The sequence below is a fragment of the Streptococcus sp. 27098_8_69 genome (assembly GCF_041432445.1).
In the GTDB taxonomy this organism is placed as follows: Bacteria; Bacillota; Bacilli; order Lactobacillales; family Streptococcaceae; genus Streptococcus.
The window spans coordinates 123,369-139,267 of record NZ_JAPVZO010000001.1 but is presented as its reverse complement, the minus strand read 5'-3'; the positions used below and the strand labels follow the sequence as shown (position 1 = coordinate 139,267).

Annotated in this window: 19 protein-coding genes and 1 pseudogene; 19 read left to right on the top strand and 1 reads right to left on the bottom strand. The window is 36.1% G+C overall.

Translation table 11 applies throughout. The features are described from left to right. Positions 1–3 precede the first annotated feature (3 nt). The 11 genes from O3658_RS00765 to O3658_RS00715 all read left to right on the top strand — a co-directional run bounded on the left by O3658_RS00765 (position 4) and on the right by O3658_RS00715 (position 9,315). Positions 4–1,197: an MFS transporter gene (locus O3658_RS00765; protein ID WP_371558931.1), complete on the top strand. Its 1,194-nt coding sequence runs from the start codon at positions 4–6 to the stop codon at positions 1,195–1,197. A gap of 412 nt (positions 1,198–1,609) precedes the next feature. Beyond that, positions 1,610–1,996, top strand: a complete 387-nt coding sequence (locus O3658_RS00760) for a hypothetical protein (protein ID WP_371558930.1) — start codon at positions 1,610–1,612, stop codon at positions 1,994–1,996. Positions 1,997–2,010: 14 nt separating this feature from the next. Further along, a complete protein-coding gene (locus O3658_RS00755) occupies positions 2,011–2,982 on the top strand; it encodes a hypothetical protein (protein WP_371558929.1) in 972 nt (323 codons plus the stop codon). Positions 2,983–3,072: 90 nt separating this feature from the next. Then, positions 3,073–3,864, top strand: a complete 792-nt coding sequence (locus O3658_RS00750; RefSeq protein ID WP_371558928.1) for an alpha/beta fold hydrolase — start codon at positions 3,073–3,075, stop codon at positions 3,862–3,864. Next, positions 3,845–4,564, top strand: a complete 720-nt coding sequence (locus tag O3658_RS00745; protein ID WP_371558927.1) for a class I SAM-dependent methyltransferase — start codon at positions 3,845–3,847, stop codon at positions 4,562–4,564. The genes O3658_RS00750 and O3658_RS00745 overlap by 20 nt, the downstream gene beginning before the upstream one ends. A 277-nt stretch (positions 4,565–4,841) precedes the next feature. Continuing rightward, positions 4,842–5,723 (top strand): diacylglycerol kinase family protein, encoded by an 882-nt coding sequence (locus O3658_RS00740; protein ID WP_371558926.1) that lies wholly within the window; start codon positions 4,842–4,844, stop codon positions 5,721–5,723. Between the two features lie 54 nt (positions 5,724–5,777). Continuing rightward, positions 5,778–6,656, top strand: a complete 879-nt coding sequence (locus tag O3658_RS00735; RefSeq protein ID WP_371558925.1) for a DUF4300 family protein — start codon at positions 5,778–5,780, stop codon at positions 6,654–6,656. A gap of 122 nt (positions 6,657–6,778) precedes the next feature. After that, a complete protein-coding gene (locus O3658_RS00730; RefSeq protein WP_371558924.1) occupies positions 6,779–7,699 on the top strand; it encodes a multidrug resistance efflux transporter family protein in 921 nt (306 codons plus the stop codon). 91 nt (positions 7,700–7,790) lie between these two features. Further along, positions 7,791–8,111, top strand: a complete 321-nt coding sequence (locus O3658_RS00725; protein ID WP_075231391.1) for a hypothetical protein — start codon at positions 7,791–7,793, stop codon at positions 8,109–8,111. Positions 8,112–8,149: 38 nt separating this feature from the next. Next, on the top strand, positions 8,150–8,461 hold the full coding sequence (locus O3658_RS00720; RefSeq protein WP_075231390.1) for a hypothetical protein: 312 nt from the start codon (positions 8,150–8,152) through the stop codon (positions 8,459–8,461). A 47-nt stretch (positions 8,462–8,508) separates the two neighbouring features. Next, entirely contained in the window at positions 8,509–9,315 is an 807-nt protein-coding gene (locus O3658_RS00715; RefSeq protein WP_371558923.1) for a hypothetical protein, read from the top strand. 30 nt (positions 9,316–9,345) lie between these two features. On the opposite strand, the gene O3658_RS00710 is transcribed toward O3658_RS00715, so the two are convergent. Continuing rightward, complete coding sequence (locus O3658_RS00710; RefSeq protein WP_371558922.1) at positions 9,346–10,365, bottom strand: hypothetical protein; 1,020 nt, start codon at positions 10,363–10,365, stop codon at positions 9,346–9,348. A gap of 118 nt (positions 10,366–10,483) precedes the next feature. Here O3658_RS00710 and O3658_RS00705 point away from each other — a divergent pair. From O3658_RS00705 to O3658_RS00670, 8 genes and pseudogenes are all read left to right on the top strand, one after another. After that, positions 10,484–10,997 (top strand): annotated as a pseudogene (locus O3658_RS00705) (YfbM family protein). 31 nt (positions 10,998–11,028) lie between these two features. Then, positions 11,029–11,880 (top strand): CbrC family protein, encoded by an 852-nt coding sequence (locus O3658_RS00700; RefSeq protein WP_371558921.1) that lies wholly within the window; start codon positions 11,029–11,031, stop codon positions 11,878–11,880. An 18-nt stretch (positions 11,881–11,898) separates the two neighbouring features. Continuing rightward, the gene (locus tag O3658_RS00695) at positions 11,899–12,381 is read left to right on the top strand and encodes a hypothetical protein (RefSeq protein WP_371558920.1); all 483 of its coding nucleotides are present in this window, start codon (positions 11,899–11,901) and stop codon (positions 12,379–12,381) included. A 17-nt stretch (positions 12,382–12,398) separates the two neighbouring features. Beyond that, the gene (locus O3658_RS00690; RefSeq protein ID WP_371558919.1) at positions 12,399–12,953 is read left to right on the top strand and encodes a hypothetical protein; all 555 of its coding nucleotides are present in this window, start codon (positions 12,399–12,401) and stop codon (positions 12,951–12,953) included. Between the two features lie 10 nt (positions 12,954–12,963). After that, the gene (locus O3658_RS00685) at positions 12,964–13,461 is read left to right on the top strand and encodes a hypothetical protein (RefSeq protein ID WP_371558918.1); all 498 of its coding nucleotides are present in this window, start codon (positions 12,964–12,966) and stop codon (positions 13,459–13,461) included. 48 nt (positions 13,462–13,509) lie between these two features. Further along, on the top strand, positions 13,510–14,304 hold the full coding sequence (locus O3658_RS00680; RefSeq protein ID WP_371558917.1) for a DUF4261 domain-containing protein: 795 nt from the start codon (positions 13,510–13,512) through the stop codon (positions 14,302–14,304). Between the two features lie 43 nt (positions 14,305–14,347). Further along, positions 14,348–14,815, top strand: coding sequence for a hypothetical protein (locus O3658_RS00675; RefSeq protein WP_371558916.1), 468 nt, complete (start codon positions 14,348–14,350; stop codon positions 14,813–14,815). Then, positions 14,808–15,824 carry a hypothetical protein gene (locus O3658_RS00670; protein WP_371558915.1) on the top strand — a complete coding sequence of 339 codons (1,017 nt, stop codon included), beginning with the start codon at positions 14,808–14,810 and terminating at the stop codon, positions 15,822–15,824. Before O3658_RS00675 ends, O3658_RS00670 begins: the two co-directional genes overlap by 8 nt. Positions 15,825–15,899: the final 75 nt, after the last annotated feature.

Here is a 15,899-nt window from a genome sequence, read left to right as displayed (position 1 = left end):
TTTATGAATCGATATGCAGTACAGTTGATTAGTCGTGGAGCTATTAACAAACTAGGAAATATGCTCTATGATTATGGAAATAGTGTTTGGTTGGCATCGATGGGAACGATTGGGCAAACCGTTCTAGGGATTTATCAGATTTCTGAGTTGGTGACAGCTATACTAGCTAATCCATTTGGAGGCGTGATTTCAGACCGTTTTTCCCGTCGCAAGATTTTGATGACAACAGACTTGGTTTGTGGGATTCTCTGTCTGGTCATTTCTTTTATCAGAAATGATTGCTGGATGATTGGAGCTTTGATCTTTGCTAATATTGTCCAGGCCATTGCCTTTGCTTTTTCTCGGCCTGCCAATAAAGCTATTATCACAGAGGTGGTAGCAAAGGACGGGATAGTGACCTATAACTCTCGCTTGGAGTTAGTTTTACAGGTTGTAGGAGTCAGTTCTCCGGTGCTTTCTTTCCTTGTTTTACAATTTGCAAGTCTTCATCTGACGCTCTTACTAGATGCTTTGACCTTTTTCATCGCTTTTGCCCTAGTGGCTTTACTTCCCAAAGAAGAACCAAAGGTTCAAGAGCAGAAGAGTTTTACAGGGAAAGATATTTTTGAGGACATCAAAGATGGCTTACACTATATCTGGCATCAAAAAGAAATTTTCTTTCTCTTGTTAGTGGCTTCCAGTGTGAATTTCTTTTTTGCAGCTTTTGAGTTTTTGCTCCCTTTTTCAAATAAACTCTATGGTGTAGAAGGAGCCTATGCAACTATCTTAACCATGGGTGCAATTGGCTCAATCGTCGGAGCATTGATTGCAAATAAATTTAAATCCAGTATGAATACACTTTTGTTCTTATTGATCTTAACAGGAGTAGGAGTTTTCATGATGGGCTTACCACTGCCTAATTTTCTTACTTTTTCAGGAAACCTAGTTTGTGAACTCTTTATGACAATTTTTAATATTCACTTCTTTACTCAAGTACAAACCAAGGTTGACGGAGACTATCTGGGGAGGGTATTGAGCACCATTTTTACACTGGCAATTCTCTTTATGCCGATTGCGAAAGGGTTAATGACCTTTCTACCGAGCGTCCATTTAGCTTCCTTTTTAATTATCGGTCTTGGAGTTATTTTTCTTTCGTTGGTATCGATAGTCTATATTCAAAGACAGAAGAAGGATTCGAGTGAGAAAAACCAAAATTGAAGATAAAATTAAGTAAATCTGCCCATTATAAAACGTATCGTATCAGTTCATTGAAGTCTTGATATTATACGTTTTTTTAATTTTAAAGACTTTTTAACTATTTTCTACGATTTGTTAAATTTATCAAGGTTAAAAAAATGCTACAAGACAGTAGCCATCCTGAAGTCTCTACCTTATTTTTAATACTAATTGAGTTATAAAAGGGCATGCTCAAATAACACCTCATCTGTATACAATAAAATGGATTAGGTAATCATTTTAGGGAATTGACCGATTACAATAGTATAGATCCGTGAATGCCATCTGCTTCAGTCTTTTTTTTCTGTTTATGTAGTATAATAAAAGGTGTAGGGATTCAGTTTTTTAATAGGATTATTCTAAGAACGAAGCTCCAATTAGAAAGAGGAGAAGCATGAAGCAATCACTTGAATTTTTAAGAGAAAGAATCACCGATAAGATGCCCTTAGAGGATATGGTAGCAATATTTGAAGACTTGTGTCGTGAGCCTATTGATGATGAGATGATTTTGTTTGAAGTAGGGACATTTACCAGTATATCTGATAAACCTTTGTTTCAATTTTCATTAGTAAGGCAAGTCCCTGATGAAGATGAAGAATTTTATCAAGTTCACCTTGATATTTTTTATGAAGCTAGTCAAGACAATCAAATCTTTAGTGAATCAACCTGGGATGAAGATTTAGAGGAAAATATTTTTGACTACATTAGAAATTCAGAAGTATTTGCCTATGCTAGAGAGAAGGAATACCTAGCAGTCAAAATGTATCTTGAAGAAACTTAAGAAGGGGTAATAATATGTTTGATTTTTTTAAGAAAAAAACACACAAAAAACTTGAAATCGATCTTCAAAACAATTCAATGATAATCAACGGAACTAGCTTAGCTTTTCCTTTGTCCTTGAAAGATATTGAAGTTGTATTGGGGAAGCCTGACCGAGTTGTCAAAAAAGAAAATAAGTTTATCAAATACATTTATGACAAAGCTGGAATTGTATTTGAACATTCCTTTGAAGTTAAACAACACTTAAAGAGTTGTGAGGTCTATATTGATGAGGAGCATTTAATTACTGAGCTTTGTTTATATTTTGGAGAGAAGGTCAAACCCATGTGGGACGAGGGAGAACTACCTCTCAATCCTTGCAAGACCCTGATAACTTGTAATGGAAAAAGCCCTTATTTTATTTCTGATAGACAGAGAGTAGGGGATTTTAACTTGATTTTATGGACTCCTTATGGAAGTGATTTTCATGGATATGCAGAGACCATCACAGACACACTATCAATTTCCTACTTCCCAGAGGTCAAACATGAACGGGAAAGCTACAAGTTAAAAGAAACTGACGAAGAACTGCTACACTTTGACAATATAAATTTTAAACTAACTATTATCCAAGTTTTGATGTACGATTTACGAGTACTGAAACCCTACTTTGACATCCATGATTTTGCGGAAGAATTTAGTGAACTGGAAATCGATACAGAAAGTATGGAGATTATTCAGCCAGCCCTTGATTATATGATAGATCTTCCTATACCTAAGAAATATGCCGAACAAGTCCAAGAAATCTACATGGATGGCGGAAATGAAATTTATCTGAATCTGATACCTCAGTGGGATGGAGAAGATGATGGTTTCGATCTAAATGAAGTTAGTCTTAAAGAACTGCAACAGTTTCCAAATCTGAAGCAAGCGACTATCATAAGCAGTAATTTTGAACATGTCAAAGAAATGTTCGACAAGCAAGGGGTTCAAGTGAAGGTATTATAATTGTTGCATTTATCTGAATAAATCATAAATGGATGGGATAAGTTCTTTAAGGAAAAGGGCTAAAAAAGGAAAGAAATCTGGTGTTGGAAAATGAACATTCTTGATCTTAATTCTAATCAGAAAGATACGATATTGCTAATCCACCCGATGTTATCATCGGCTCAAGGGATGAAGTCCCTCATTGCAGATCAGATGGGGCAAGGGTTTAGATATATTATTCCGGATTTGTCGGCGCATGGGCAATCAGCTTCGCTCATCTACGAATCGGCTCTTAAGGAAAGCCAGATGATTTATAATTATCTAAAGGCTCATCATATAAAAGACTTGAGTTTAGCCTTTGGAGCGTCCTTAGGTGGAGTTGTGTTGCTGCAATTATTGAATCATAAGGATATCAGGTTTGGGAAACTTGTTTTTGAAGGAGTTAGTTTATGGATAAATGCGCCCTTGCTTGATGTATTTACTAGGTATTTATTGTTAATAAAGCATAGAAAAGCTCTGCGAAATAGAGATCTTGCTGTTCGTAAGATGGTTGCACTTTATGGAGAAAAAGGAGAGATGATGGCGGATTCTTTCATTGCTATGGATGAAGAAAGCATCAAACATATTTCCCATGATTGTGCCTTCGTAGCTTTGCCTAACCTTACGCCAGAGGAACAAAAAAGCTGTGTTTTCTTTTATGGTTCAAAAGAATTCGACTTGATAGCTGCTAAAAAAGTTCTTCCAAAAAAGTATCCTCACGCCACATTTCACATTTGGCAAGGATATGACCACTGTTGCAAGATCACTGAAAATTCGGCAGTTTACTGTAAATTATTAAAAGAAATGATTGTAAAGAAAAATACCAGTTTTAATGAGGTAACACATGACAAGCAAAAAATCTGATCTTGAACATTATAGAAATATGTTAAAACAACCTTGGGGAAAGATACAATATGAAATAACCTTTGCCCAACTCGTTCATTTAGAAGGTAAGAAAATTCTTGATTTTGGATCTGGATTTGGCTTGGTCAGTGAATTTCTTTCTCGCAAGAATCAAGTTATTTCTGTTGAACCTAATGAGGAAATGCTCTATGCCAACTCTTCCACATCCTATGAAAAATTGTGGGGAAGTATTGACCAACTCGCTCGTTTTACGGATAAATCCTTTGATCTTGTCCTTTGCCATAATGTTTTAGAATATATAGATCCTAATGATCGAAAAGACTATCTTCTGGAGTTCAAAAGAATTTTAAAAGATGATGGCTTAATTTCAATTATCAAGCATAATCAAGTTGGAAAAGTTCTACAAAGTGTTGTTTTTGCTAATGACATCAACCAAGCTTTTAGCTTACTCAATGGTGGAAATTTTGAGAGCCTATCTTTTGCAAGTGGTTCTACTTATACGATAGAGGAATTATTAGCTTTGTCTGGTTTTAAATTAGAAAACTATTTAGGGATCCGAATATTTTACAGTCTACAACCAAATGAATTTAAGAGCAAAGAAAACTGGTTAGAAGAAATGACAAAGATTGAACTTGCAGTATGTGATTTAAAACCCTATAAAGATATTAGTTTTTTACAACATTTGTGGCTAAAAAAATAATAGAAGTATAGTTTTTTTTAAAAAGTAAATTAAAAACTGATGTATATGAAAAAAAGTGAATGAGATGATTTCTTCAGTTTGTAACTTGATAAAATTTTTTCCACAAATTCTATTTTTTTAATTTTGATAGAAAAATTCTTAGACAGTTCAGGATTGTATCTATTTTAGTTCAGTACTTTCAATTTTTATTTTTAGAAATTTCATTATATAATAAAGTGTATCAAAAAAAGATATATTGATAGCCTAAAGATGTAAATAGATATTGAGGAGAAAATGAATGCAAAAAATAATGTTGATTATCAATCCAACCTCTGGTGGAGAAAAGGCTTTAGATTATAAGGAAAAGTTAGAAAATAAGGCTAAAAAATACTTCGAGCAAGTCGATACCAGAATTACACAAAAAGCGCAAGACGCAACCAACTTCGCCACAGAAGCTTCTCGAGAGCAGTATGAGGCAGTTCTCGTATTCGGTGGAGATGGGACAGTCAATGAAGTGATCTCAGGTATCGCTGAAAGAGACTATATTCCAAAACTAGCAATTATACCTGGAGGAACTGGAAATCTGATTACGAAACTATTAGAAATCAATCAAGATATTGACGGCGCGATTGACGAGCTTGATTTCAATTCTACAAATAAGATTGATATCGGAAAATCAAATGGAAATTATTTTGGTTATATCTTTAGTATTGGTTCACTACCAGAGGCCATCCATAACGTTGGGATAGAGGATAAAACAAAGTTTGGTATGCTAGCCTATGCGGTTAATACTGTAAAGTCTGTCGTGACAGATCAAACATTTAACATTCAAGTTGAAACAGAAAATGGAAATTACATTGGCCCAGCCAGCCATGTTTTAGTTCTTCTTACCAATTATTTCGCTGACAAAAAAATCTTTGATGAGGACAAGGATGGTTATGCTAACATTTTAATCCTAAAAGATGCCTCAATCCTTACTAAATTGTCAGTTATCCCTGATTTATTAAAAGGTGATGTTGTAGAAAATGATCACATCGAGTACATAAAAGCTCGTCATATAAAAATTTCTTCTGATTCTGAATTAGAAACGGATGTTGATGGTGACAAATCTGATGACCTACCAGTAGAAATTAAGGTGCTAGGTCAGCATATTCAAGTCTATTCTCAACCGAAAGTATAAGATTTTTAAACTTTGACAAGTCTTTTTAAAGATATTATTAACAAAGGAAAACCTATGAAAATTAGAAAATTAGCAACTATTGGTCTTTGCTCAACACTTCTTTTGACGTTAGTAGCTTGTAGTCAAACTCAAAAGACTTCTGATAGTACTGCTGAAATTTCAGTGACTCAATCACAGTCGAATCAAGTTTCCTGGAAAGCAACTTATAGCAATTTGAACAATCAACCGAGTGCAGAAGAAGTTCGGAAAGCCTTGGCTGCACATTTGGATAAAGACAGTGTGGATGCATTTTTCAATCTTGTCAATGACTATAATGAAACTGTTGGTTCGGTTGGCTTAACTGGAGGTTTTTCTACATTCACCAAAACTGAGTATGACGTAGAAAAGATTAGCAATCTTTGGACACCGAAAAAAGGTGATTTTGTAGGTACCAACTGTCGTATTAACAGTTATTGTTTATTGAAAAATTCAATTGAAATTCCTAAGTTAGAGAAAGATGATTCCCTCTTGTTTGTCGATAATGATGCCATTGATAAAGGAAAGGTCTTTGGTGCAGAAGATAAGGATGACTTTGATATTTTATTCTCAAGAGTCAAGACCGAAGCAACAACTGATGTCAAGGTTCATGCTGCAAAGATGGAACAATTCCTTTCTCAATTCAAGTTTAATGAAAATTCAAGAATGCTCTCCGTAGTCGTCCATGATGACTTGGATGGGCAATCCCTCTTTATCGGTCATGTTGGAATTCTTGTACCAAGTGAGGATGGTTTTCTCTTTGTCGAAAAGTTAACCTTCGAGGAACCTTATCAAGCCATCAAATTTGCGACTAAGGAAGATTGTTACAAATATTTAGATACAAAATACGAAAACTATACAGGTGAAGGTCTAGCTAAACCATTTATTATGGATAATGATAAGTGGGTTCAATATTAAAAAATTATATACTTAAAGTAGTGTAATTGATAGACGTTTATATGGGAAAAATAAAAGTTATAGACTTTATCGATATGTTTAAGTCAATTAGATATAATAGTTTTATATGAGGAGATATATTTATGAAACAATCACAATTTTATAGAGCACTCTGGTATGGTATTTTGGGTGCTCTCTTTTTTGCTTTTACTTTTATTTTTAACCGTAGTATGAACCTAGAAGGTGGGTCTTGGATGTGGAGCGCAAGCCTCCGTTATTTATTTACTTTGCCAATACTTACTTTTTTTGTTTGGCGAAAGAAAGAATTATCTACGGTATTAGCAGATATTCGTCAGTCACCATGGACTTGGTTTCTCTGGAGTACAGTTGGTTTTGGACTTTTTTATGGTCCACTTTCCATGGCTTCTGTTTATTGTGAATCATGGTTTGTTGCGGCTACATGGCAGATCACTATTTTAGCTGGCTTACTCTTGACTCCTCTTTTTGGTAAAAAAATTCCAGGAAAGCAGTTAGGTATGACTTTCTTTATATTGTTGGGGATTATTCTCATTCAGATCCCTTATTTTCATAGTGGTATGGGAAATGGAGTTCTTATTGCTAGTCTATTGATTTTACTTGCAGCTTTTTCTTATCCTTTGGGGAATAGAAAAATGTTGGAACATTGTCAGCAAGATAGTTTAACTACTAGTCAGCGTGTTTTTGGTATGACCCTGATGAGTACTCCTTTTTGGCTATGCGTCTCCCTATATGCTGGATTTGATACAGGATTGCCATCCAGTTCCCAAATGTTGCAATCTCTCATTGTTGCAATATTTTCAGGTGTTGTTGCAACTTTACTTTTTTTTGAAGCGACAAACTTAGTCAAGCACAATCATAAGCAACTGGCAGTCATAGAAGCAACTCAGGCAGGGGAAGTACTTTTTACTCTTTTGGGTGGTTGCTTTTTCCTTGGTGATAGCTTTCCAAATCTTCTGGGTCTTTTGGGCATTATTATTGTAACATTAGGAATAGTAGGAAATAGTCTATTAACCGGTTTTGATTAATGGAAGTGTGGTTTAAAGGAAAATCTCTACAAATCAGAAGTTTGGCAAGTGTCAGAAGATGATAAATAAATATGATTAGAGGATAGCAAGCATGGATGAACATACATTAAGAGTTGTAAAAATTGATAAGGAAGCTATTTTTGAGTTGATCTACGAAACGTTTATAGCGCAAGAGCAAGAACTGCTGGACCTGTCGCCAGTAGATGTTATCAATGATTGTGCTATGGATTGGGAAAAGGGGGAGTTTATCTTTGCAGCACATCTTCAAGAAAATAGTCTGGGAGAATTTAATCCTCTTCCCACTAATATTGATATCCAAGATTTGCTGCAAAAACTACCTGTTACAACAGATTCCGTTCTTGGCAAAGAAGTGATTTATAGAGATTTTTCATTCGACCAATTAAAAAAATAGTATAATAGTAGTAAATAAAATAGTCATAAGGAGACACAATGGATATTAAAGATTTTACAGAAAAAGAACAAGAAATGATTAAAAAGGGACTAACTTTCTCTAAGCTGACCGATAAGGAAACTGCCGATAAAATTATCGCTTTAATTCCTCAAGATATGATTAAACGAATTCCATTTTTTGTTAGAAAACATGCCATTACACGTACTGTTAAGAGAATCTCGCTCGAGTATCCAGAGTTGTATGCTGTAGCTGAACAAGAAGGCCAACTTCCTGAAAAAGAAGCTCAAGAATTGCGACAAATTCTTACAGATATTTTCCAAGAAAAAATGAACAAGCATAAGATTAAGTAAGGTTTTAAATTTAGTAATTTCATGGCGGTTGAACCTAGGAGTTGAGAATGGCTATTGATGGCGTTAAAATCATTGACAGTGATCAAGGGTATGACATTTACAATGAGGTAGTTGGTCGTTATAGAGACGGTGATCATGTGTCCAATATTATCAAGGATATCCTCGATGCAGAGAAAGATTGCTGTCAAACTGACTTTTTTACAGAGATTTATTGGACTGCTCTTGCCTATTCACTGTGGAAGATTGGTCACCTGACAGACGATATCAGAGATAAAACGGTAGAGCTTATCCAAAAAGGGGCTGATCCATTTTGGATGGAAATAGATCCAAAGGCTTTGAAGCAAAGGCAAAAAGTCTTGGAAAAACTTGCTATCCAGTTGCAAACTGAAAATCCTAGGCCTCTAAAGTTCCCTAAAGCCAAAACTAAACGCAAACCCTATTTTGAAGAAGGGGATCTCCTTGCTGTTAAGTTTCAAGATGAGTATGGTCTTGTCTTTGTATCTATGGTTGATCAGAGTCCTAGAAAGCTTGAGTACCATCTGGCTTGCACGCGCCTCTTACAGACAAAAAAGCCCACTATCGATGATTTTTTGACCAGTCATATCTCCTGTAAGATGGACAATACAAAGTTTGCTCTCGTTACAGACTGCTGGTTCAATCACAAAGATTTAGGACAATTATTAGAAAATATTGAAAAAATTGGACAGGTGAAACTTAGACCTTTTAGTCTTTGGATGTTAGCACCTGCCCAAAATTTAGAAGATATTTATGAAGAAATCACTAGAGATAAAGGTTCCTCTGGCCTTAGATTCATTGAAACCTATAAACTTGTCGACGATATTTTTCCAGTTTAATGCCTATGTGATAACGGGAGAAATGGTCAATCATTCCCACATGCTGTGTTGGGCTCTGACACCATAGCTATCCAGGGAACCATCTGAATTGAACTTGGATTCAATCCGGTATCTTTTCCAGAGGTCGTAATCTGCTGTTTGAATGGTTAAAATGAAGTTGGCATCGGTATCAGATTCATGATAATCAGCAGGATTGACTTCAAAGATATCGATTAATTTTCGTGTTTGAAAGTCTTGGTGTTTGAGGTTTGCTAGCTTGACATGATTGATGGAAATTTCTTCTAGTTGATTCTTATCCTTAGGTGTTCTGTAATAGGTGACGACGCAGTTTTTGAGTTGATCAGTATCTTTACCTGTGGGAGTAAGGCTCATAAAGCCATAGGACTGATCATCCCGCTTGACTTCGAGAAGCTGACCGTAGTAGAAGTGGTCGTTTTTGGGATTGGTGATGGAAGTCTCTGGACTTTTATCTTCGAAGCTAAAGCCTTTGTCCAAAAGCTCGGAAGCCTTGGTCTCACCGATAATGACAGTAGTATCTTGAATGGTTACTGGAACAGGTTGAGCTGGAAGACCACTCATCATCATGCAAAACATAAATACATAACTCGTTAAAAAAGCTGTCCCGATAAAAGCGTTGGTTGATGCATAGGCATGACTGTTATGAAAGTTTTTTCTTATAGCTAGTACAATAAATTTTCCAAGACTTTTTAAAATCATACTAACAAGTACGATGAAAAATTGTTTTTTCAAACATTCATAAACTGCTTGCGGGAAGCTATTGCCATGATAGTAGAAGCCAGCCAATACGAGTAGATTTACGATTAAATAGATCAGCAAGAACCAATGAATCTCTTTAAGGGCATTAGCATCAGTGATTTCTTCATAGTCAACGTGAATTCTTCCTTGAACAGCATGGCCAAATTTATAAATCCATTTGGGAATGTCTTTGCCTTTTTTAACCGCAACTACGAGTCTGATATAGAGATAGATGGTAAAGGATAAGGATAGAAAGAAAAGAGCATAAAAGCCCAAAACAATACTAGTGAACATGACTATTTCCCCTATTTAACCTACAATAAAACAATTTCTTAGCTCCATTATAGCATTTTCTAGGGAAATAGAGCTAGAAATATCCATATGATACTAACAGATTCAAAGGAGAAAAATCATGGGAATGATTGCCAATTATCAATATTTACCAGACGATGAATTAAAACAAATAAAGCTACTTTCTAATAAGGAAGATGACTTGCTGGACTTAGCGGAAGATTATGTAGAAGAATATGAAATTTTTCTGGATATCGATAAAATGTGGGATGCCTTGGTTTTTGTCTTGACAGGATTTAGTAGTTCAGAATTTTTGGATGACAATCCCTTGAGAGAAGCTGTTTTAGGGGTGACTCCTCTAGAGGATGTATCTGAATATATCGCCTATACTGAAAAAAAACAAGATAGCCGAGATCGTAGAAGCTCTAGAAAGTTTTGACATGAACAGAGCCTTGGCAGACTTTAGTATGGAAGCATGCAAGAAAGCTGACTTGTATCCTGATATTTGGGATTATCTTGAGGAAGAGGAAGAGGAAGAAATCAAGGATGATATTTTAACCTGCTTTGTCAAAATGAAAGACTTTTACAAGGAAATCTTAAACCACAAGGGGAATGTCTTAGTGACTATTTGTTAAGGTTTTTATATTCCGTTAGAAAGGTAGTCCCATGAATCCATTTCTAGAAAAATACATTACATTAAAAAAGCAATACCTGGACCAAGATGGAAAGCCTTCAAGTGTCGCAGCCCTTTATGATTTGGCTGATGAATTAGCTAAGTCTGATGATTTAGAAGCGAAGAAAGTCTTAGTTGACCTCTATGAGCAATTGGGTCTCTACACTAGTGCCTATAGCTTATTTACTGAAATCTTAGATAAACCAGATCGAAAACAGATAAAGAAACTGAGTCGTTTACAAGAAATGCGTCAGAGTCATGGTGATCGTTATGCCCTTCCTCGTCCCCTAACAAAAGAAGAGAAGAAGCAAAGAAAGGACTTGTTAAAAGACTTACCTCATTTTCTCTATCATCCAGATCCCTTAGCTACAGGTTCATTTGTTGAAGGAGAAGTCAAGGTTTGTCCATCTTGTGGGAAAGAAAGCAATGTTTATTATGCCCTTATACCTTATAGTATCGAGGATATAGAATACCTTTGCCCATTTTGTATTGCAAACGGTCAAGCGGCCAAAAAATTTGATGCGGAATTTATCCAAGATGCCGAGTGGCAGGGCGAATTGGATCCAGAAAAAAATCAGCTGCTTTTTTGTCAGACTCCAGGCTACTCTAGTTGGCAGGGAGAATATTGGCTTTCTTGTTGCCAAGATTACTGTGCTTACTTGGGTACAGTTGGAACTCGAGAATTGAAGGATATGGGAATCGCTGAGCAAGTCTTGGCAGACTATGAAGCGCGTGAAGAATATCAAGAGGTAGAAGACTACTTGGTCAAAGACGGGCCTATCTGTGGTTATTTGTTTAGATGTCTCCATTGTCAAAAATACCAGATCTGGGTTGATGCAGATTAAACCGGAATGTGATTAGCTATGAAAATTAAAGTGAAGCCTATGGAAGAACTAGAATTATTCGAAGCTGCCTCCAAAGATTTATTAGATACTATGCAGGGATTTAAAGACAATCTATCTGCTCAATTTCCCCTATTAGATAGTGATAACTGGCAGTATGATAAGGGAATGATAAAGGTTTGTAAGGCTGATGAGTCAGGATTCAAAAAAAGATGTAGGGTCGGAATCAGCTACAACTTGAAAGTCTCCCTATTAAACGAAGATGCCGAGCAAATCTGGTTACTGTTTAAAGACTGGTTCAATACTAGCAGATTGAGTCTAGTTGAAAGAAATCCTAATAATGAGGATTTGGGAAGATATGTCTTCTCAGCGAGTTCCCCTCTAGGTGATCAGGTAGATTGTTCGATTTATTTGCCTAATGAGTGGAATATCCCTCAGATTAGCTTTTCAGGCTATCTAACAGCTCGTTATAGGGCTTGTGATCTTGATAAATTGCAAGAATAAGATGGAGGTTTTTAGAGATGAGAAAGATTAATTGGGACAAGATAAAGACTCGCTTAGATGCCTTGCTGGTCATTGATGAGTATCTAACAGATCCAAGTAAGGATTGGCTCAGACTCGTGATTAAGACTGAGGAAGACTATGGACTCCGCTACCTTATTGACAATGGCTCTGGTGATTCTTTGGAAGTGATTTTGACTGATAAAATGATCCTTATAAAAGGCTTTGATCATGAAAGTAGTTTAAGCCAGTTTGCTGTTGACGAGTGGAATCAAGACGTCATTGATAGTTTTTATAAAGGACTGGATGAGAAGTATCTCTCACTTTATTCCGAAGATCAAAAAGATGAAACAACCTTTTTTATCTGGTATGACGGTCAAGCGCATCAACACACTTACCAAGATCAGGATGGCGGAGAATGGTTGCTATCTTACCTCTTTGATAGCTTTGAGAGATTTCATGAGTTTGTGACTGACTATTATGAAATTACCGTAGATAAAGATTTACTTAGGAAACTTTACATTGAAGGCTTTCTTTCAGACCTAGAATTAAAGCAATTAATCCAAGATGATTAAGAGGCTTATTATGAGAGTGAACTATAAAAATACCCCTGAAAAATATCAAACTCTAGCAGAAATAATCATTACACCATTGCTTGATATCCTTAAAAGTTTAACCTTGTTAGAAGAGGAAATTTTTGAGCGTAACAGAGCACTGGATAAGGAAAAAGAAGGCCTTGGCATCCCATCAAATCAGCTTCATCCTTTGTGGAATGAACTTATGGATGACTATTTTCAGAGGCAAATGCAACTTCTAACTGGACGAGTGACTCAAAAATGCTTGGAAGGAGGAGTTCGAAATTCTTATGGATCCCCAAGTGAGTATAACTATGTTCAAACGAATGATTTTTCTGTAGATTTTATCATGACAAAAGCTGAAGAAGCAAGAGTCATCACCCATTATCAAGAAGCTTTAGAAATGAAGCATCAGTTTATACTTAGATTGGTAGATGGGAATTGGTTGCTTGACCAGAAATTTTACAGTTTTGAGGATGAGGAAACTTGGTATCTCGATTCACTTTGAGCAAGATAGCTTTGCTTCCCAACTGATATGAACAAAAGGAGAATTCCTATGAATTTTTTGAAAAAACTATTTACTGGTAAAAAAGAGAATACAGAGAAGAAAAAGATCCTTACCTTGTCCATGCCCCTCTTCAAAGGCAAGCAGGCCTATTCTTTAGACCAGGTTGTTCAGGAATTGAAATCTCACTGGGGACTTGAAATTTCTGAAGTTTCTGGGGATGATTCTAGTGCAACCTTTGTGATTGATGGTGCTCTCGTTGCTTTGGCATTAATGGATCTTCCTATCCCAAGTCAAGAATTTGACGAATTGTATGCCTATTCTTACCTCTGGCAGGATGTTGAGAAGGAAACACAGGAGCACACACAACACGCCATTGTTTCTATTTTGTCTGACAATTTTTCGCCAGTAGAAACTTATTCCCTATTAACTAAAGTCAATGCATCTATCCTAAAAACTAGTCAATCAGCTATTGGTATTTATCAGGGTTCTACCACCTTGCTCTTGCCAAAAGATCTTTATCTAGACCTGGCTGACCTTTTGAAAGAAGAAATGCTTCCCCTTCAACTCTGGATCTATATGGGGATTATCAATCAGAAAGATAAGACCAGCATTTACACTTATGGTTTAAAAGAGTTTAGAAAAACTGAGATTGAAATTATCGAGTCTCCTATGAATAGTGATGACTTATATTATTTCCTCTTGTCTATTCTTCAGTATGTTTTAGGCAGTGATGTCACCTTAAAGGACGGTGAAACCATTGGCTTTTCAGAAGATCAAAAAATCAAAATCACTGAGTCAAAAGCCGTCTATTTGGAAGGCAATTCCTTGAAATTAGATGTTTAGACCATGATTTATAATTGAGTGTCCTTCCTAGATTGGGGGTTTTATGAAGCGTGATATAAAAAAGTATTATCTCTACCGATTTCTGGTCTATAGATTTGAAAAACTCTCTTGTAAGGACCCAAGTCTCAAGGAAATAAAACCAGAGAAGAGAGAAAAAATCGTTCTAGAGGCTACTCGAACTAGTCAAAAGATTATTCTAGTCCTTGGAATTCTTTATGTTTTGCTAAATTCTGCTTTATTCATTTACCTAAGGCTCAGTGATTTCCAAAATCCTTTGTTTATGATGTATACTGACTACATCGACTATTTGGGTCAGCTGATAAACGGAGAATGGGGCGGTAGTTTGCGTCAAAAGAAAGCTAGTTTTTTGATGATTGCTCTACTGGCTTTGCCCATTGTGGTCATAGAAGGTGGCCCCTTCTTCTTGCTGGTTTTATTGATTGGGAATTGGATACTAAAGAGAAAGATAAGATTTGTGAGAGAACATAAAGGAGTAGAGAGCCATGGCTAGAACGGCGATAATAGGTACTTTAATAGTTTTTGCAATCTTTAATCTGCTACTTGGTCTGGGGTTTTATCTCTTTCTAAAAAAGAGGAAAGAGAATGGGCAGTCATTGTACGAAACGCCTGTAAACCAACAAACTCGAACTGAAAAGCTGGGTCTAGGTGAGATTTTGGTCTACCTGTCTCTGATTGCTATTGCAGGGATCTTTGCTTTTCAGACTTTAAATAGAGGTGGTGTTGGGAATTCTATTTTAGCCAAAATGATTCTTCTACCTGCTCTGATGGCCCTTTTCAATGCAAGAAAAAGGACTGGAAAATCTTTACTTGCCCTCCTTATAACCTTTATGGTCTTTCTGGTAGGAGTCATGTTTAATCTCACGATTGGTTTGCCACCTCAAGCACCGATTTTGCAGATCAATGAAAGTAAAATCACTTTGGCAGAAACCAAAGCCAGTGAGCTGATGGATGCTGGATTTGATATTTATGTAAGACAGGGCGATAGTGGTAGCGAATACGAAGAGCTCCTGACAGATGGCAGTTTCCAAAGGTATTCAGGCGATAAAACAATTACCATCGAAAAAGGCTTCAGACTTGATAGCAATGCTGTTCCTTACGCTACCTATCTCCTGGCAAAAGATGGAATAGTACTGGGCAGTATTTCCTTTTACGGTGCTGAGGACCAGGATGTGGCTTTAGAAGATTCTAAGATTATTCAGGTTCGATTTAACAAGGAAAGTATTGAGGCAGCTAAAAAACATTCTATCACTCTCAAATTAGATGAACTTGACTTGACTACTCGACTGGATGTTTCTCTTGTTCAAGAAACTTTTAAAAAGCATCTATGGTCAATTCCTCCATCACATACAAGTGATGTCACTCAATTGTGGTATGGATTAAAGTGGTCCAGCAACAGTGACTCTCTATTTTGGAATGAGTATTATAGTCTCATCCGTCTGGATGAAAATTACTTGATGACTGATTTTGAATTAGCGGTTCAAATAGCACGAGATGAGTAGATAGGATTTTGAATAGTTGATTATGCTTACGATTCATTAAAGGAATTAATCGATTTAGTTCCTTTTTTTGTTTTT